Raw genomic sequence first — 17,383 nt, 5'->3', positions numbered from 1 at the left:
CATAAACAGAATAACCTGCGAGAGATTAATCATGAAAACCATTAAATATGCTGTTGCAGCCATCGCGCTTTCCACCCTTTCTTTTGGCGCTTTTGCCGCAGAACCGGTTAGCGCGTCTCAGACGCAAAACCTGCATAAAATCGGCGTAGTGTCTGCCGATGGCGCCACCACGCTGGATGGCCTGGAAGCTAAACTGGCTGAAAAAGCCGCCGCTGCTGGCGCAAGCGCTTATAACATCACCTCCGCCGTAGGTAATGACAAAATGAGCGGCACTGCGGTGATTTATAAATAATTTACCTGCCCGCCAGATTTCAGGCTGTAACATCGCTGTTGTTTGAATTCTGACGGGTATTACCCTCGTCTGTTTGCCAACAGACCCACTGCTCCAACCCTCATTAACCCTGTTTGTTACCCTTATTTGCCCGTCCGTCACTGGACGGGCTTTTTTTATTCGCTAAAAGCCTGTTCGACGCGCGCAAGCCCGTCTTCTAACGTCGCCGCCTCTCCCGTCGCAACCAGACAACAGGCCATTTGCGTTTTTAATGATTGCGGCACCGGCTCGTGGCCGGCAAGGCAGCGCTCAATCCAGCGCGCGGTGATTTCAGGATCTTTAGTCGCAGGCAGTGAAAGCGGCTCGTCGTACGTGTCGCTCTGGCGCTCATGCAGTACCTGCACGCCGCGGCTATCAATCAGGCTGATTTGCGGACAGCGTTGCGGGTTGGCATAGACTTCGCCTTCGGTACCATGCATCAGCAAAGCCCGCCCGCCAATGCGGCTAAAAAAGGTCGCCACACGCGGAACATATTCAGGATGAGAAACGCTTGATAAACGCAGCGCGGCATCCTCAGCAAATGGCGTCGCCAGCTTGGCCAGTGAATGCGCGCTGTTACGCACGCCCATCCGCCAGCGCATCGCCAGCTGTTTTTCCAGCGGCGGGCAGAGCGCGCTCACCGGGATAAACACCGGCTGGCGCCCGTCCAGTTTGGCCTGCGCTTGTCCACCGTGTAGGGTGGGGATAATCCCCATCAGCTCAAATATAGTTTCCGTCAGTACGCGGGTCGGATCTTCACTGACGCCGTGTACTACGACTGGGAAGCCCAATTTATGCAGCAGGATAGCCAGCAACGGCGTTAAATTCGCCTGTTTACGCGCGCCGTTATAGCTGGGAATAACGACCGGCAACGGCCTATCTGCGGGCGGTGTCAGTTTGATGGTATGATTCTGCATGGCCTCATAAAAGCCCAGCATTTCGGCTTCGCCTTCGCCTTTAATACGCAGCGCCATCAATATACTGCCCATTTCCAGGTCGGGGACGTCGCCATTCAGCATTCGGGTATACAAACCGCGCGCGGTATCCAGATCCAGATCGCGGGCGTGATTTTTACCTCGCCCGATCTCTTTGATGATCTTGCGATAATCCATTGAAAGCTCCTTGAAGTGTGCTCACAGCATTAACGCCGTCGGCGGCGTGCAGGTTTTGCTTTTGGTTTTACTATAACGTCTGGCACGGCAGGCTGCTCTATCGGAAAAACAGGTAAGGCATTCAGTAAACGCTGTCCGTAGTTTTTGGTCAACAAACGCTTATCATAAATGACCACTTCTCCCCGACAGGCGTGGCTACGGATCAATCGCCCTACCTGCTGAATTAAATTAAAAGACGCGCTTGGTAAACTTTGTACCTCAAACGGATAACGATTCAGACTTTTTAGCCATTCGCCTTCGGTGATCACGACCGGGCTGTCGATCGGCGGGAAGGCAATTTTATGGATATGGACCTGCGTCAGCAGCTCGCCTTTAAGATCCAGCCCTTCGGCAAAAGACTGAAGCCCAACCAGCACGCTGCGTTCGCCGCTCTCCACCCGTTTACGGTGCAGCTCTACCAGCCGGTAACGCGGCTGGTCGCCCTGGACCAGGAGGAGTAAGCGCACATCAGCGACATGCTCCAGAAAACGCTGCATCGCCCGCCCGCTGGCGAACAGTACCAGCATACCATGATGTTTTTTGCTCTCCAGTTGCTCACGAAAATAGGCCGCCATTTCGGCAATATGCTGCTCTTCGTTATCAATGGTGGGTTCGTAGCGCATTTGAGGAATCACCAGTTTCCCCTGTTCCACATGATTAAACGGCGAATCCAGCGCCACAAAGCGGTCGCCGGCTTTTTCTTTTAAGCCGCTCATTTCCTGCAGGCGCGAAAAGCTATTGAGCGAGCGCAGTGTCGCCGAGGTGACAATAATGTGCGGTACGCTGCGCCATAACAATCTTTCCAGCTGATCGCTGACGCGGATACCGACACAATGGAACCAGACGTGGAGTTGCCCTTCGCGTATTTCACGCGTCGCCCATTTGGACACCGGCGCGCCTGAAGACTGCGCCATCGAAGCCAGCCGCCATAATTTACTTTGCGCCTCGAACATTCCCAGCGCCCGGTTCATCTGTAAAATCACCCGATGCAAACGCACAATATCGTGCGACCCGGTTTTTTCGCTGAGATCGTTGAGAAAGGATTCCGCCAGCCCACGCAGCGTCTCGGTCAGCTTCGCCAGTCGCTGGCAGATTTCCATGACCTCATCAGGCAACTCGCCCATTGCAAAACGGTGCTCCGCCTCCTGCGCTGCGGGCATATACAGATTAAGAATGGCATTGAGCGAGGCGATCAGTTCGTATACCTCCTCGCAATGGGCGTTAAGTCGCTCAGGGTTCGCTAACGGCGGCGTGGTTTTAGGGCGAAATTGCTCCATGCAGGTCGCCACCAGTTTGCTGAACAGGTCCAGTTGCAAGCGATACCAGGAGGCGGTAATTTCCGCGCTCATCTCCAGCGCATCGCGCGCGACATCGGGCAGATGATGACCTTCATCCAGTACCAACAGCAGATGCTTTGGTTCCGGCAGTACGGCTTCACTTTCCATCGCCGCCATTACCAGCGCGTGATTCGCCACCACGACTTCCGCTTCCTGTATTTCACGTCGGGCGACAAAGAATGGACACTCGCGGTAATAGTGACAGTTGCGGTTCAGACAACTGGCTTTATCGGTACTTAATCGCCGCCACAGATCGTCGTCAATAGCAATGTCGGTATGATCCCGCAGACCATCCCATTTGTAACCGTCAAGATCCCCTTTCAGCCTGGCGCAGCGCTTTTGCTCTTCCTGGTTGTTAGGCGTCAGTTCATCATCAAGAAAGGCGAGCAGATCCTGCTGCGTAGGCTCGCTACTGGCGAGCGCCGCCAGGTTTCGCGGACACACGTAACGCCCGCGGCCAAAGGCGGCGGTAAAGCGCAGATCGGGGATGATTTTTCGTAGCAGCGGCAAATCCTTGCTAAAGATCTGATCCTGTAACGCCACGTTAGCGGTACTGACCACCAGTGTTTTTTGCTCTTCCCGGGCAATGGCGATACCGGGAATAAGATAGGAGAGGGTTTTCCCGACGCCGGTCGGCGCTTCAATAGCCAGATGTCTCCCTTCTTCCCCGGCCAGCGTTCTGGCGACGTCAGCAATCATCTGCCGCTGCGGCGCACGGGGAATAAAGTCGGGAATCTGGTCCTGAAGCGCCTTATACCAGGCGGCGATTTGCGCTTTCAGCGCAGCGGTCAATGCCATGAGAAAACCTGAAGTACTGTATAAACAGCCACTATTGTGTCACATTTCAGGGGCGGGAAGTACCTTTTTTACCGGTTCTGGAAGGCGGCTCGCAACGCGATGTGTATTTTGCCGGATGGCGGTGCAAGCACCTTATCCGGCCTACGTATTTGCATAGTCCGTAGGCCCGGTAAGCGTCGCGCTACCGGGCATGTTGCCGGATAAAATTTACTGGGCAGGCGTGATTCTGCGCGGGCGACGCGGCGGACGTGCTTTGTCGCCAGCGGTTTTCCCCTCGCCTGTGCGCGGTTTTGGTTTCGCCTTCGCCGCCCCACTATCCTGACGTCGCGGCTGCTGACTGCGCCCCGCTCCCCCCTGATTTTGTCCGCGTCCACGACCGCCGCCGCCGCCGCGCTGCTGACGACCGTTCTGAATCGGCTCCGCTTTAATCGACGGGTCCGGCTCATAGCCCGGCGTCGTAATGCGTGGGATCTCTTTTTTCAGCAATTTTTCGATATCACGCAACAGTTTATGCTCGTCAACACAGACCAGCGACAGCGCCTCGCCAGTTGCCGCCGCGCGACCGGTACGGCCAATACGGTGTACATAATCTTCCGGCACGTTCGGCAGTTCATAGTTGACCACGTGCGGCAGCTCTTCAATATCCAGACCACGCGCCGCAATATCCGTCGCCACCAGCACGCGAATATCGCCGGATTTAAAATCGGCCAGCGCGCGGGTACGTGCGCCCTGCGATTTATTACCGTGGATCGCCGCGCTGCGAATACCGTCTTTATTAAGCTGTTCCGCCAGATGGTTCGCGCCATGCTTGGTGCGGGTGAAGACCAACACCTGCTGCCAGTTGCCCTGGCCAATCATCTGCGACAACAGTTCACGTTTGCGTTTTTTATCGACAAAGTGCACGTGCTGCGTTACCTGCTCTGAGGCCGTGTTGCGGCGCGCCACTTCGATTTCCAGCGGGTTGCGCAACAGCTTTTCGGCGAGCGCTTTGATGTCGTCAGAGAACGTGGCGGAGAACAGCAGATTCTGACGCTTCGCCGGCAGTTTCGCCAGCACGCGACGAATGTCGTGAATGAAGCCCATATCCAGCATACGGTCGGCTTCATCCAGTACCAGAATCTCAATCTGATCCAGCTTCACGGCATTTTGATGTTCCAGGTCGAGCAGACGTCCCGGCGTCGCCACCAGCACATCCACGCCGCCGCGCAGTTTCATCATCTGCGGATTGATGCTTACGCCGCCAAATACCACCAGCGAGCGAATATTGAGATATTTACTGTAATCTCTGACGTTTTCGCCAATTTGCGCCGCCAGCTCGCGGGTTGGCGTGAGGATCAACGCACGCACCGGGCGACGACCTTTAGCATGCGGCTGATGGGTAATCAGATGCTGCAACAATGGCAGGGTAAAACCCGCCGTTTTACCGGTTCCGGTCTGGGCGCTGGCCATCAGATCGCGGCCTTCCAGCACGGCGGGAATCGCCTGTTGCTGAATAGGGGTAGGTTCACGGTAACCCTGCTCGGCAATGGCGCGCAGGATATCAGGGTTTAATCCCAGGGAATCAAAAGACATAACTACTCCGGACCGCCCCGACCGTTGCCGGTGTAGTTTTCAGGGAGATGCTCAAATTTGGAATGACAAAAACCACAATGTCATGAAGGGGCGGAGTGTAGCAGTTTTTGTGATGCGGCGCATAAATTATCCCGGAAGGTAGCAAAGACAAATTAATCGACCACACTGGACAAGTGCCATTATGAGTCATAGTCTTAATCAATCGATTGATTAAAAATTAGGGCGTGTGATGAATATTCCCACCACGACCACCAAGGGCGAGCAGGCGAAAAGTCAGCTCATTGCCGCCGCGCTGGCGCAGTTTGGCGAGTATGGCCTCCATGCCACCACGCGCGATATCGCCGCGCTGGCGGGGCAAAATATTGCCGCCATTACTTACTATTTCGGCTCAAAAGAGGATTTATACCTCGCCTGCGCCCAGTGGATTGCCGATTTTCTTGGCGAAAAATTTCGCCCGCATGCTGAAAAAGCGGAGCGTCTGTTTAGCCAGCCTGCCCCTGACCGGGACGCCATACGCGAACTCATTCTGCTCGCCTGCAAGAACATGATTATGCTGCTGACGCAGGAAGACACCGTTAACCTGAGCAAATTTATTTCACGCGAGCAGCTCTCTCCCACGTCGGCCTATCAATTGGTCCATGAACAGGTTATCGATCCGTTGCACACCCATCTGACAAGATTGGTTGCCGCTTATACCGGCTGCGACGCCAATGATACGCGCATGATTTTGCATACCCATGCCTTACTGGGCGAAGTGCTGGCGTTTCGTCTCGGCAAAGAAACTATTCTGTTACGTACCGGCTGGCCGCAGTTTGATGAAGAAAAAGCGGAGCTGATTTACCAGACGGTAACCTGCCACATCGATCTTATTCTGCACGGTTTAACGCAAAGGAGTCTGGACTGATGAAAAAACCTGTCGTTATCGGACTGGCAATCGCAGCGATCGTCGCTGTGATTGCCGGTGGAACCTGGTGGTATCAAAGTCGGCAGGACGATGGGCTGACGCTATACGGTAATGTCGATATCCGTACCGTCAATATCAGCTTTCGCGTCGGCGGCAGGCTGGCGTCGCTGAATGTTGATGAAGGCGATACTATCAAAGCCGGACAGGTGCTCGGCGAACTGGATCACGCGCCATACGAAAACGCGCTGATGCAGGCGAAAGCTGGCGTGTCGGTCGCGCAGGCGCAATATGATTTGATGCTGGCAGGCTATCGCGATGAAGAGATAGCCCAGGCCGCCGCCGCCGTCAGACAGGCGCAAGCCGCCTATGACTACGCACAAAACTTTTATAACCGTCAGCAAGGATTGTGGAAAAGCCGCACCATTTCCGCTAACGATCTGGAAAACGCCCGCTCATCGCGCGATCAGGCGCAGGCGACGCTGAAGTCCGCGCAGGATAAACTGAGCCAGTACCGTACCGGTAATCGTGAACAGGATATCGCCCAGGCGAAAGCCAGCCTGGAACAGGCAAAGGCCCAACTGGCGCAGGCGCAGCTTGATTTGCAGGACACCACGCTTATCGCGCCTGCCAACGGAACCTTGCTCACCCGCGCGGTCGAGCCTGGCAGTATGCTGAACGCCGGCAGCACGGTATTAACGCTCTCGCTGACCCGCCCCGTCTGGGTGCGCGCCTATGTCGATGAACGCAACCTCAGTCAGACGCAACCGGGGCGCGACATTCTGTTGTATACCGACGGTCGTCCTGACAAACCTTACCACGGCAAGATTGGTTTCGTTTCGCCCACCGCGGAATTTACGCCGAAAACCGTCGAAACGCCGGATCTGCGTACCGATCTCGTCTATCGCCTGCGCATTATCGTCACCGATGCGGACGATGCGTTACGCCAGGGGATGCCAGTCACGGTGAAATTTAATGACGAGGCACGGCATGAGTGAGGCCGTTATTACGCTGCACGGTCTGACGAAGCGCTTTGCGGGAATGGATAAACCCGCCGTCGCGCCGCTCGACTGTACCATTCATTCCGGTTATGTCACCGGGCTGGTAGGGCCGGACGGCGCAGGAAAAACCACGCTAATGCGTATGCTGGCAGGCCTGCTCAAAGCCGATGGCGGCAGCGCGTCCGTATTGGGCTTCGACCCGATACAAAACGACAGCGAGCTGCACGCGGTTCTGGGCTATATGCCGCAGAAATTTGGTCTGTATGAAGATCTTACCGTCATGGAGAACCTTAATCTCTATGCCGATTTACGCAGCGTTACCGGCGAGATACGGGAAAAGACCTTTGCCCGTTTGTTGGAATTTACCGCCCTCGGCCCTTTCACTGGCCGTCTGGCGGGGAAATTGTCCGGCGGGATGAAGCAAAAACTGGGGCTGGCCTGTACGCTGGTCGGCGAACCGAAAGTGCTGCTGTTGGATGAACCGGGCGTTGGCGTTGACCCGATTTCACGGCGCGAGTTGTGGCAAATGGTTCACGAACTGGCGGGCGACGGGATGCTGATTTTATGGAGCACCTCCTATCTGGATGAAGCCGAACAGTGTCGCGATGTGCTGCTGATGAATGAAGGCGAGCTGCTCTATCAGGGCGAACCTAAAGCGCTGACGCAAACGATGGCCGGTCGTAGCTTTCTGATGAGTAGTCCACAGGAAAACAACCGTAAGTTGCTACAGAGAGCGCTCAGACTGCCGCAGGTGAGCGACGGCATGATTCAGGGACGTTCGGTACGCCTGATCCTGAAAAAAGAGGCGACCGCAGCAGATATTCGCCAGGCCGAAGGGATGCCGGAAATCACCCTCAATGAGACCGCGCCGCGCTTCGAAGATGCGTTTATCGATCTGCTTGGCGGAGCGGGAACCTCGGAGTCTCCGCTGGGTTCAATCCTGCATACGGTTGAAGGCACTGCCGGCGAAACGGTGATTGAAGCGCAGGAACTGACGAAAAAATTTGGCGATTTCGCGGCTACGGACCATGTTAATTTCGTCGTACAGCGCGGCGAGATTTTTGGCCTGCTCGGCCCGAACGGCGCGGGTAAATCAACCACCTTTAAAATGATGTGCGGCCTGCTGGTGCCGACGTCCGGCAAGGCGCTGGTGCTGGATATGGACCTGAAAGTCAGCTCCGGCAAAGCCCGTCAGCATCTGGGCTATATGGCGCAAAAATTTTCGCTTTACGGCAACCTGACGGTTGAGCAGAACCTGCGTTTTTTCTCCGGCGTCTACGGTTTGCGGGGCCGCGCGCAAAATGAAAAAATTCAGCGCATGAGTGAAGCGTTTGGTCTGAAAAGCATCGCGTCGCATCCCACCGATGCGCTGCCGCTGGGCTTTAAACAGCGACTGGCGCTGGCCTGCTCGCTGATGCACGAACCGGATATTTTATTCCTTGATGAACCAACGTCCGGGGTTGATCCCCTCACCCGCCGTGAATTTTGGCTGCATATTAATAGCATGGTGGAAAAAGGGGTCACGGTAATGGTGACGACCCACTTTATGGATGAGGCGGAATATTGCGATCGCATCGGACTGGTTTATCGCGGGAAGCTTATCGCCAGCGGTACGCCGGACGATCTCAAAGCGCAGGCCGCCGATGAGCAACAGGCCGATCCAACGATGGAGCAGGCCTTTATCACTCTCATCAATGACTGGGATAAGGAGCATACGCATGAGTAAGTCTCTCTCCTGGCGCCGCGTGCGTGCGTTGTGCGTCAAAGAGACGCGCCAGATCGTGCGCGATCCCAGTAGCTGGCTGATTGCGGTGGTGATCCCGCTGCTGTTGCTGTTTATTTTTGGTTACGGCATTAACCTCGACTCCAGCAAACTGCGGGTGGGGATTCTGCTTGAACAACAAAGCCAGGAGGCGCTGGATTTCACTCATGCGATGACCGGTTCACCCTATATCGACGCGACCATTAGCGATAACCGCCATGAATTAATTGAAAAAATGCAGGCCGGACGCATTCGCGGACTGGTGGTGATTCCGGTGGATTTCGCGCAGCAAATGGCGCGCGACGGTGACAGCGCGCCGATTCAGGTGATTACCGACGGCAGCGAGCCAAACACCGCCAACTTCGTTCAGGGTTATGTGGAAGGCATCTGGCAAATCTGGCAACAGCAGCGCGCGGAAGATCGCGGCGACACCTTTGAACCGCTCATCGACGTCCAGACGCGCTACTGGTTTAACCCGGCGGCGATCAGTCAGCATTTTATTATTCCCGGGGCGGTGACCATTATCATGACGGTAATTGGCGCAATCCTCACCTCGCTGGTCGTTGCCCGCGAATGGGAGCGCGGCACGATGGAGGCGCTGCTCTCAACCGAAGTGACGCGTGTTGAACTGCTGCTGTGTAAGCTTATTCCCTATTACTTTCTCGGTATGCTGGCGATGCTGCTCTGTATGCTGGTATCGGTGTTTATTCTCGGCGTGCCGTATCGCGGTTCGCTGGTGATTCTGTTTATCATCACCAGTCTGTTTTTACTGAGTACGCTGGGGATGGGGCTGTTGATTTCCACCATCACTCGCAACCAGTTTAACGCCGCGCAGGTGGCGCTGAACGCCGCGTTTTTGCCCTCGATTATGCTGTCCGGATTTATCTTCCAGATAGACAGTATGCCTGCGGTGATCCGCGCGGTGACCTATATTATTCCGGCGCGCTATTTTGTCAGCACCCTGCAAAGTCTGTTTCTGGCCGGCAATATTCCGGTCGTGTTAGGCGTTAACGTACTGTTTTTAATCGCCTCGGCGGTGATGTTTATTGGCCTGACGTGGCTAAAAACCAAACGACGGCTGGATTAAATATGTGTATGGATAATTGTCGTCGTAGGCCGGATAAGGCGTTCACGCCGCCATCCGGCATTATGCCTGATGCGCTTTGCTTATCAGGCCTACAAACTGGACTGAGAGGACGGACATGTTTCATCGCTTATGGACGTTAATTCGCAAAGAACTGCAATCGCTTTTACGCGAACCGCAAACGCGCGCGATCCTGATTCTGCCGGTGCTGATTCAGGTCATCCTGTTTCCGTTCGCCGCGACGCTTGAAGTCACTAACGCGACTATCGCCATCTATAACGAAGATAACGGCAAACATTCGGTAGAACTTACCCAGCGCTTTGCCCGCGCGAAAGCGTTTACCCATGTGCTATTGCTGAACAGTCCGCAGGAGATCCAGCCGACTATCGATACGCAAAAAGCGCTGCTGCTGGTACGCTTCCCGGCGGATTTCTCGCGGAATCTGGATACCTTCCAGCCTGCGCCGATGCAACTCATTCTTGATGGACGTAACTCCAACAGCGCGCAAATCGCCGCCAATTATCTGCAACAGATCGTCAAGGAGTATCAGCAGACATTGATGGACGGCAAGCCAAAGCCCAACAATAGCGAACTGGTGGTACGCAACTGGTATAACCCGAATCTGGACTACAAGTGGTTTGTGGTGCCCTCGCTGATCGCCATGATCACCACTATCGGCGTGATGATCGTCACTTCGCTGTCCGTCGCCCGCGAACGTGAACAAGGCACTCTGGATCAGCTGCTGGTCTCTCCGCTCACCACCTGGCAGATTTTCGTTGGTAAAGCGGTGCCGGCGCTGATTGTCGCGACCTTCCAGGCCACGATCGTGCTGGCTATCGGCATTTGGGCATACCAAATTCCCTTCGCCGGTTCGTTAGCGCTGTTTTATTTCACGATGGTGATTTACGGGCTGTCGCTGGTAGGCTTTGGCTTGCTGATATCATCGCTTTGCGCCACGCAACAGCAGGCGTTTATCGGCGTCTTTGTCTTTATGATGCCGGCGATTTTGCTCTCGGGTTATGTCTCGCCGGTGGAAAATATGCCGGTCTGGCTGCAAAACCTGACGTGGATAAATCCTATCCGCCACTTTACTGATATTACTAAGCAAATTTATCTTAAGGACGCGAGTCTGGGGATTGTCTGGGGAAGTTTGTGGCCGCTACTGGTGATAGCGGCCACCACGGGTTCAGCGGCGTATGCGATGTTTAGACGCAAAGTGATGTAGCTTTTTATCTTTCGCCAGTAGCGAGACCACGGCGGGCCCGGCCAGGATAGCCAGCCCCGCCAGCGCCAGTAAAACATTGTTTTGCAAGACGCGGGATAGCAGCCAGAGGACAATCAGCGCGGTGCCGAAGTACCAGGTGGTAGTCAGCTCTTCCAGCACATCCGCCACATCGCGCCAGCGTTGCTCATGATGGCGCTGCAACGCCAGCATCAGCAGTACCGTCACGCCATAAAGCACGCATAATCCCAGGCCGACGCGCACTAATGTGCCGCTCATCCAGCCTATTACCAGCATTGCCACTACCAGTAAATGCAACATAATCTGCCAACAACCGAGGCCGGTTGCGACACGAACGCGTTGTTGCCACTTCATGGCTTTTCTCCTGAAGCATTTTTCTCTCATTATTCAGAGTACCGAACTTTACGGAAAATTCCGTAAGACCGCATCTTTTTGTGACGACGACTACACTATTTCAATCAGGATAGTGACGCGGACAGGAAGAAAATGACTCAACACACGCGAAATTTTTCATTCAAAGTGCTCACAATTAATACGCACAAAGGTTTTACCGCCTTTAATAAACGCTTCATCCTGCCGGAGCTGCGCGACGCTGTCAGAACGGTCGGCGCCGATATCGTCTGTCTGCAAGAAGTGATGGGCGCGCATGAAGTACATCCGCTGCATATCGAAAACTGGCCGGACACTACCCACTATGAATTTTTGGCCGACACCATGTGGAGCGATTTCGCCTATGGCCGCAATGCGGTCTATCCGGAAGGCCATCACGGTAACGCGGTTCTTTCTCGCTATCCCATTGAACATTATGAAAATCGCGACGTCTCGGTCGGCGGTAGCGAAAAACGCGGCGTGCTCTATTGCCGCATTACGCCGCCCATGCTCAACCGCCCTATCCACGTCATGTGCGTACATCTCGGCCTGCGGGAGAGTCACCGCCAGGCACAGCTAACCATGCTGGCGGGATGGGTGAATGCCTTGCCGGAATCAGAACCGGTGCTGGTGGCCGGAGACTTTAATGACTGGCGGCAAAAGGCCGGCCCGCCGTTAAACGCGGCCGGGCTGGAGGAGATATTCACCCGTGCCCATGGCCGACCGGCGCGCACATTCCCGGTGAGTATGCCGCTGCTGCGACTCGATCGTATTTACGTCAAGAATGCGAACGCCAGTTCTCCTACGGCGCTGCCGCTGCGGAACTGGCGACATTTATCAGACCATGCCCCCCTTAGCGCGGAGATCCATCTATGAAATGCGGCTGGCGTGAAGGTAATCAAATTCAGCTACTGGAAAACGGCGACCAGTTCTATCCTGCCGTGTTTGAGGCTATCGCTCAGGCACAGCAAAAAATCATTCTGGAAACCTTTATCTTGTTTGAAGATGAGGTGGGTAAAAAACTCCATACCGCTCTGCTAAAAGCCGCACAGCGCGGCGTAAAAGCCGAAGTATTACTCGACGGCTACGGCTCTCCCGATCTCAGCGACGCGTTTGTCGGCGAATTGACCTCAGCGGGCGTGATTTTTCGCTATTACGACCCCCGCCCGCGTCTACTGGGGTTGCGAACCAATATCTTCCGCCGAATGCACCGCAAAATTGTGGTGATTGATGATCGTATTGCCTTTGTCGGCGGCATTAACTACTCCGCCGAACATATGTCGGATTACGGCCCGCAGGCGAAACAAGACTACGCGGTACGGGTCGAAGGGCCTGTAGTGGCCGATATCCTGCAATTCGAAGTCGAGAATCTGCCGGGGCAAAGCCCCGCGCGCCGCTGGTGGAAGCGCCATCATCAGGCTGAAGAAAATCGCCACCCCGGCGAAGCGCAGGCGCTGTTTGTCTGGCGGGATAATGAAGAACACCGCGACGATATCGAACGTCATTATCTGAAAATGCTGACCCAGGCAAAGCGTGAAGTGATTATCGCTAACGCCTATTTTTTCCCCGGCTATCGCTTGCTCCACGCAATGCGTAAAGCCGCCCGCCGTGGCGTGAGCGTAAAACTGATTGTCCAGGGGGAACCAGACATGCCGATAGTCAAAGTCGGCGCGCGGTTGCTCTATAACTATCTGGTGAAGGGCGGTGTGCAGGTTTATGAATACCGACGACGTCCGCTGCATGGCAAAGTGGCGCTGATGGACGATCACTGGGCCACGGTAGGGTCGAGTAATCTCGATCCGCTCAGCCTGTCGCTTAACCTTGAAGCTAACCTGATCATTCACGATCGTACTTTTAACCAGACCCTGCGCGATAACTTACAAGGCATCATCGTGAACGATTGTAAGCAGGTCGATGAGTCTATGCTGCCGAAACGCACCTGGTGGAACCTGACCAAAAGCGTGCTGGCGTTCCACTTTTTACGTCATTTCCCGGCGCTGGTCGGCTGGCTACCGGCGCATACCCCGCATCTGGCGCAGGTTCCCCCGCCTGCCCAGCCAGAAATGGAAACCCAGGATCGCGTTGATCCAGAAAATACAGGAGTGAAGCCCTAATGGCTAAATCGCATCCGCGCTGGCGGCTGGCTAAAAAAGTGCTGACCTGGCTGTTTTTTATTGCGGTCGTCGTTCTGCTGGTGGTTTATGCTAAAAAGGTCGACTGGGGCGATGTCTGGACCGTCATCCGTGACTATAACCGCACGGCGCTTTTAAGCGCTGTGGGACTGGTGATCGTTAGCTATCTTCTGTACGGCTGCTACGACCTGCTTGGACGGCTTTATTGCGGCCATAAACTGGCGAAGCGACAGGTGATGTTGGTATCGTTCGTCTGCTATGCCTTTAACCTGACGCTCAGCACCTGGGTCGGCGGGATCGGGATGCGTTACCGACTATACTCTCGCCTCGGGTTGCCCGGCAGTACTATCACGCGCATTTTCTCACTCAGCATTACCACTAACTGGCTGGGCTATATTCTGCTTGGCGGCATCATTTTTACCTTCGGCATTGTCCAGCTTCCCGACCACTGGTATATCGATGCAGGCACGCTACGAATTCTCGGTATCGTTTTATTGTTGATTATCGCGGTCTATCTGTGGTTTTGCGCCTTTGCGAAGCGGCGGCATATGACGATTAAAGGACAGAAACTGGTGCTGCCGTCATGGAAATTCGCGCTGGCGCAGATGGCGATCTCCAGCGCGAACTGGATGGCGATGGGCGCCATCATCTGGCTGCTGATGGGTCAGGATGTGAACTATTTCTTTGTGCTGGGCGTACTGCTGGTGAGCAGTATCGCGGGCGTCATCGTGCATATTCCGGCAGGCATCGGCGTGCTGGAGGCCGTATTCCTTGCGTTGCTGGCGGGCGAACATACGTCGCAAGGCACGATTATCGCCGCCCTGCTCGCATACCGCGTGCTTTACTATTTTATTCCCCTGTTGCTGGCGCTGGTGTGCTATCTGATCCTGGAGAGCCGGGCGAAGAAGCTGCGGGCGAAAAACGAGCGGGCGATGGCGAAATAAATTTAAGCAGACGCGTTTTCGCTTTCCAGCACAACGCGTTTTATCCGGTAAAAATAAACATATGCTGAGAAAAAAGACGTATTCATCTGTAAGCGGGAAAAAAGCAGCAATGACCAGCTAAACAGCAGCAGGAGCACTTCGTGAAACTCGCCCATGAATACTGATGACAGGGTACAGAACGTTGCCAACGTAACGGAAATAATGACCAGTAATAGCGCATAGCGGTAAATAATAACCCCGCTCATTCTTCCTTTAAGCAGGAGCTGATTTGACGGGGTAAGAAAAGCGATATAGCCCACGGCCAGGAAGAAGACCAGCTCCAGATGCTTTTTATTGTGCAGCTCAAACTGCGCAATAACCATGTTTATACTGACGATCCATGTCATGGTCATCATGATCGCCGTAAGCCCAATAACGCCTCCGTGAGGAATACCTTGTTCATACCAGTTTTTTTTGTAGTGGCTGGCCGGATACACAGGTAACTTAATTTCTGGCGGGATCAACTGCCCTTTTTTCACCAGCTCCGCCAGTGTTTTTCCTGTTAGCCACGTCATCAGGTTCATGGGCTTATCATTTCCTTGTCTGTGAGGTGAGATATTTTTGTAATGCAACTCGCACTAATCGACGCCCCAGGCAGAAACGAATCATCATCGTAAACGTTTCGCCATTCATCACCCAGCGGCAAAGCACAACCATAATAATCGCGATAACAAGATCACTCTTTAGTTCGCTATTTTGATGGCACAACACGTCAAATAATCCAGTACCGCAGAGCATAATATTTAACAAAAACAGTAAAACGCAGAGGCGCAACCCCAGAATAAAGCCTTTGGCAATAAGCCATACCTCGGCCATAACACATAGCATAATACCTATAGCACTGCCAAAATAAATAATTATATTTAGTGGCCAATACAGGATAAACTTATCAAAAACAAAATGCGCACTGCACACACCTCCCACAAGAAGCATAAAACTAAACGCGCAAACAGGCGCAGGATTGGGTAATGAATGTTCCCATGACAATCCGGTAATGAAATGAGAAATCAGCGCTGGTGGGCATTTCTTATTAAAATCCTCGCCGCCATTTTTAATGGCGCGAGTGACGTCTTTAGCTTCACAAAACGCTAACCAAAATTGTTTGCCACATAATTTACTCATTATACCCATCATCACCAACCTGAATAAAAAACCTGCAACGCCTACGGCCTGAAAGATAATAGTATTTCCAGAATCATCAAAATGATATAACGACACAGCGTAACCACAGCATTAATAATGCCAAGGTAAAGCGTCAGCGCGCCAAATAAAGCGCAACGAGGCAGCGATGAAAACTCGCTGTGGTATAACATGCGGGCATAACCATGAAGTGTCGATTTTTCTAGTGCTGTAATCAATGTCCATACCAATACCGTCAGCACACTGACTATCCAGACCAGAGTGCTACTGGCCACCAGGCTATTGACAACTATCGCAGCGATGATCCCGCTTACCGCCATAAAAATTAACGGCCTGAATAGACCAGAACTGATATTCAGGTAGAAAATAAATAAGGCATTAAGACTAAACATGATTCCAACAATCACGAAAATGGTCGCGCCACCTGAGAAAAGGTAAGCTAATGACACGCCGGTAAGCGTAATGATGGCAATATATATCAACGTTGCGACAACAGTGCCAAAGCGGGAAAGACAGGTAATGGCCCCATACCCCAGGCCAAGCAAAAGTGCTGATATCCACAAAACAACAACAGGTTGAACGTGGGTTATTAAAAAATGACTATACAACGTTAACCATATAATGCCGGCGGTACACCATAGTCCCAACGCAGTATACCAATAGGTAAGGGATAACATTGTCGAGGGAATAAATGCTATTTGTCGTATACGTATTGCAGCCAGAGGTCCCACTTGTCATTTATCACTCTTCACATGATCACGGTGATAAGAATGGCAAGCGTAGGAAAACATTTCTAAGATATTTATGCTGTTTCGCCCTAAATATAGTCCTAAAAAAAATCCTGGCGCAGGGCCAGGATTTTAAGAGATCGCTATAATTAGCGGCGATTACCAAAAATACGCAGTAACATCAGGAACAGGTTGATAAAGTCCAGGTACAGCGTTAACGCGCCGAGAATCGAATATTTACGCAGATTAGCGCTATCTCGGGTATCTATTTGCTCGCCGATATTTTTCAGTTTCTGCGTGTCATAGGCGGTCAGACCGACAAACACCACCACCCCGATATAGGTTACCGCCCACATCAGCGCTTCACTCTTCAGCCAGAAATTGACCAGCGACGCCAGAACGATACCAATAAGCGCCATAAACAGCATATTGCCGAAACCGCTAAGATCGCGTTTAGTGGTGTACCCGTACAGGCTCATGGCGCCAAACATTCCCCCCGTCACCACAAACGTGCTGGCGATAGAGGAGTAGGTGTAAACGATAAAAATACTGGATAACGTCAATCCGGTTAGCGCCGAATAGAGCATAAACAGCGTCGTCGCCATTCCGGCGCTAAGTTTATGCACCAGTCCCGACAGAACAAACACCAGCGCAAGCTGGGCAATAATTAAGCCAAAGAAAGTGATCTTACTGGAAAAGACAAACATCATGACGGCTGGCGTATTAGCCGCATACCACGCGATAAACGCGGTCAGTAACAGTCCGACCGTCATCCAGCCATACACTTGCGCCATATAGGTCTGCAGGCCGGACCGCGCCTGCACTATTGAATCAGATCGTGGAAATCTGTCCATGATGAACTCCTGTGTGGA

Annotated in this window: 17 protein-coding genes and 16 other annotated features; of the genes, 9 read left to right on the top strand and 8 right to left on the bottom strand. The window is 53.4% G+C overall.

Going from position 1 to position 17,383, the window contains the following annotated elements; translation table 11 throughout:
• Positions 1-19: 19 nt before the first annotated feature.
• Positions 20-25, top strand: a ribosome-binding site (putative RBS for ybiJ; RegulonDB:STMS1H001122).
• Positions 20-292 (top strand): putative periplasmic protein gene (ybiJ, locus tag STM0823; RefSeq protein NP_459801.1). Within the gene, positions 32-292 belong to an annotated coding region; the region does not span the whole gene. It overlaps the preceding feature by 6 nt.
• A gap of 155 nt (positions 293-447) precedes the next feature.
• Here the strand turns inward: ybiJ and ybiB are convergent.
• The 3 genes from ybiB to rhlE all read right to left on the bottom strand — a co-directional run bounded on the left by ybiB (position 448) and on the right by rhlE (position 5,179).
• Positions 448-1,434 (bottom strand): putative transferase gene (gene ybiB, locus STM0822; protein ID NP_459800.1). Within the gene, positions 448-1,422 belong to an annotated coding region; the region does not span the whole gene.
• Positions 1,429-1,434 (bottom strand) — a ribosome-binding site (putative RBS for ybiB; RegulonDB:STMS1H001121). Its footprint overlaps the gene before it by 6 nt.
• 17 nt (positions 1,435-1,451) lie before the next feature.
• The gene (gene dinG / locus STM0821; protein ID NP_459799.1) for a LexA regulated (SOS) repair enzyme occupies positions 1,452-3,607 on the bottom strand. Within the gene, positions 1,452-3,596 belong to an annotated coding region; the region does not span the whole gene.
• Positions 3,602-3,607: a ribosome-binding site (putative RBS for dinG; RegulonDB:STMS1H001120), on the bottom strand. It overlaps the preceding gene by 6 nt.
• A 196-nt stretch (positions 3,608-3,803) precedes the next feature.
• Positions 3,804-5,179, bottom strand: a protein-coding gene (gene rhlE / locus STM0820; RefSeq protein ID NP_459798.1) for a putative ATP-dependent RNA helicase. Within the gene, positions 3,804-5,168 belong to an annotated coding region; the region does not span the whole gene.
• Positions 5,174-5,179, bottom strand: a ribosome-binding site (putative RBS for rhlE; RegulonDB:STMS1H001119). Its footprint overlaps the gene before it by 6 nt.
• A 207-nt stretch (positions 5,180-5,386) precedes the next feature.
• Positions 5,387-5,392, top strand: a ribosome-binding site (putative RBS for ybiH; RegulonDB:STMS1H001118).
• Here rhlE and ybiH point away from each other — a divergent pair.
• The 5 genes from ybiH (at position 5,387) to ybhR (ending at position 11,141) form a co-directional block, all read left to right on the top strand.
• Positions 5,387-6,072 (top strand): putative transcriptional repressor (TetR/AcrR family) gene (gene ybiH, locus STM0819; protein NP_459797.1). Within the gene, positions 5,398-6,072 belong to an annotated coding region; the region does not span the whole gene. (Overlaps the previous feature by 6 nt.)
• Positions 6,057-6,062, top strand: a ribosome-binding site (putative RBS for STM0818; RegulonDB:STMS1H001117). Its footprint overlaps the gene before it by 6 nt.
• Positions 6,057-7,067 (top strand): membrane permease predicted cation efflux pump gene (locus STM0818; RefSeq protein ID NP_459796.1). Within the gene, positions 6,072-7,067 belong to an annotated coding region; the region does not span the whole gene. The genes ybiH and STM0818 overlap by 16 nt, the downstream gene beginning before the upstream one ends.
• Positions 7,050-7,055: a ribosome-binding site (putative RBS for ybhF; RegulonDB:STMS1H001116), on the top strand. It overlaps the preceding gene by 6 nt.
• The gene (gene ybhF, locus STM0817; protein ID NP_459795.1) for a putative ABC-type multidrug transport system, ATPase component occupies positions 7,050-8,796 on the top strand. Within the gene, positions 7,060-8,796 belong to an annotated coding region; the region does not span the whole gene. The genes STM0818 and ybhF overlap by 18 nt, the downstream gene beginning before the upstream one ends.
• Positions 8,776-8,781: a ribosome-binding site (putative RBS for ybhS; RegulonDB:STMS1H001115), on the top strand. Its footprint overlaps the gene before it by 6 nt.
• Positions 8,776-9,919 (top strand): putative ABC superfamily (membrane) transport protein gene (gene ybhS / locus STM0816; RefSeq protein NP_459794.1). Within the gene, positions 8,789-9,919 belong to an annotated coding region; the region does not span the whole gene. Before ybhF ends, ybhS begins: the two co-directional genes overlap by 21 nt.
• A gap of 105 nt (positions 9,920-10,024) precedes the next feature.
• Positions 10,025-10,030: a ribosome-binding site (putative RBS for ybhR; RegulonDB:STMS1H001114), on the top strand.
• Positions 10,025-11,141, top strand: a protein-coding gene (gene ybhR / locus STM0815) for a putative ABC superfamily (membrane) transport protein (protein NP_459793.1). Within the gene, positions 10,035-11,141 belong to an annotated coding region; the region does not span the whole gene. Its footprint overlaps the feature before it by 6 nt.
• Here the strand turns inward: ybhR and ybhQ are convergent.
• Positions 11,103-11,526 (bottom strand): putative inner membrane protein gene (gene ybhQ / locus STM0814; protein NP_459792.1). Within the gene, positions 11,103-11,513 belong to an annotated coding region; the region does not span the whole gene. The genes ybhR and ybhQ overlap by 39 nt on opposite strands.
• Positions 11,521-11,526, bottom strand: a ribosome-binding site (putative RBS for ybhQ; RegulonDB:STMS1H001113). Its footprint overlaps the gene before it by 6 nt.
• A gap of 109 nt (positions 11,527-11,635) precedes the next feature.
• Positions 11,636-11,641 (top strand) — a ribosome-binding site (putative RBS for ybhP; RegulonDB:STMS1H001112).
• On the opposite strand from ybhQ, the gene ybhP reads away from it, so the two are divergent.
• From ybhP to ybhN, 3 genes are all read left to right on the top strand, one after another.
• The gene (gene ybhP, locus STM0813; RefSeq protein NP_459791.1) for a putative cytoplasmic protein occupies positions 11,636-12,404 on the top strand. Within the gene, positions 11,646-12,404 belong to an annotated coding region; the region does not span the whole gene. It overlaps the preceding feature by 6 nt.
• Positions 12,387-12,392 (top strand) — a ribosome-binding site (putative RBS for ybhO; RegulonDB:STMS1H001111). It overlaps the preceding gene by 6 nt.
• Positions 12,387-13,642, top strand: a protein-coding gene (gene ybhO / locus STM0812) for a cardiolipin (CL) synthase (RefSeq protein NP_459790.1). Within the gene, positions 12,401-13,642 belong to an annotated coding region; the region does not span the whole gene. The genes ybhP and ybhO overlap by 18 nt, the downstream gene beginning before the upstream one ends.
• Positions 13,626-13,631 (top strand) — a ribosome-binding site (putative RBS for ybhN; RegulonDB:STMS1H001110). It overlaps the preceding gene by 6 nt.
• Positions 13,626-14,604, top strand: a protein-coding gene (gene ybhN / locus STM0811; protein ID NP_459789.1) for a putative negative regulator. Within the gene, positions 13,642-14,604 belong to an annotated coding region; the region does not span the whole gene. Before ybhO ends, ybhN begins: the two co-directional genes overlap by 17 nt.
• Positions 14,605-14,606: 2 nt before the next feature.
• Here ybhN and STM0810 read toward each other — a convergent pair.
• From STM0810 to ybhL, 4 genes are all read right to left on the bottom strand, one after another.
• Positions 14,607-15,174 (bottom strand): putative inner membrane protein gene (locus STM0810; protein ID NP_459788.1). Within the gene, positions 14,607-15,167 belong to an annotated coding region; the region does not span the whole gene.
• Positions 15,169-15,174: a ribosome-binding site (putative RBS for STM0810; RegulonDB:STMS1H001109), on the bottom strand. Its footprint overlaps the gene before it by 6 nt.
• Positions 15,175-15,789 (bottom strand): putative inner membrane protein gene (locus STM0809; protein ID NP_459787.1). Within the gene, positions 15,175-15,783 belong to an annotated coding region; the region does not span the whole gene.
• Positions 15,784-15,789 (bottom strand) — a ribosome-binding site (putative RBS for STM0809; RegulonDB:STMS1H001108). (Overlaps the previous gene by 6 nt.)
• A gap of 17 nt (positions 15,790-15,806) precedes the next feature.
• Positions 15,807-16,514, bottom strand: a complete 708-nt coding sequence (ybhM, locus tag STM0808; RefSeq protein ID NP_459786.1) for a putative integral membrane protein — start codon at positions 16,512-16,514, stop codon at positions 15,807-15,809.
• Positions 16,515-16,660: 146 nt separating this feature from the next.
• Positions 16,661-17,377 (bottom strand): putative permease gene (ybhL, locus tag STM0807; protein ID NP_459785.1). Within the gene, positions 16,661-17,365 belong to an annotated coding region; the region does not span the whole gene.
• Positions 17,372-17,377 (bottom strand) — a ribosome-binding site (putative RBS for ybhL; RegulonDB:STMS1H001107). It overlaps the preceding gene by 6 nt.
• Positions 17,378-17,383: the final 6 nt, after the last annotated feature.

Origin of the sequence: Salmonella enterica subsp. enterica serovar Typhimurium str. LT2 (genome assembly GCF_000006945.2) — a bacterium.
GTDB lineage: Bacteria > Pseudomonadota > Gammaproteobacteria > Enterobacterales > Enterobacteriaceae > Salmonella > Salmonella enterica.
This window is presented reverse-complemented; position numbering and strand designations above follow the sequence as displayed.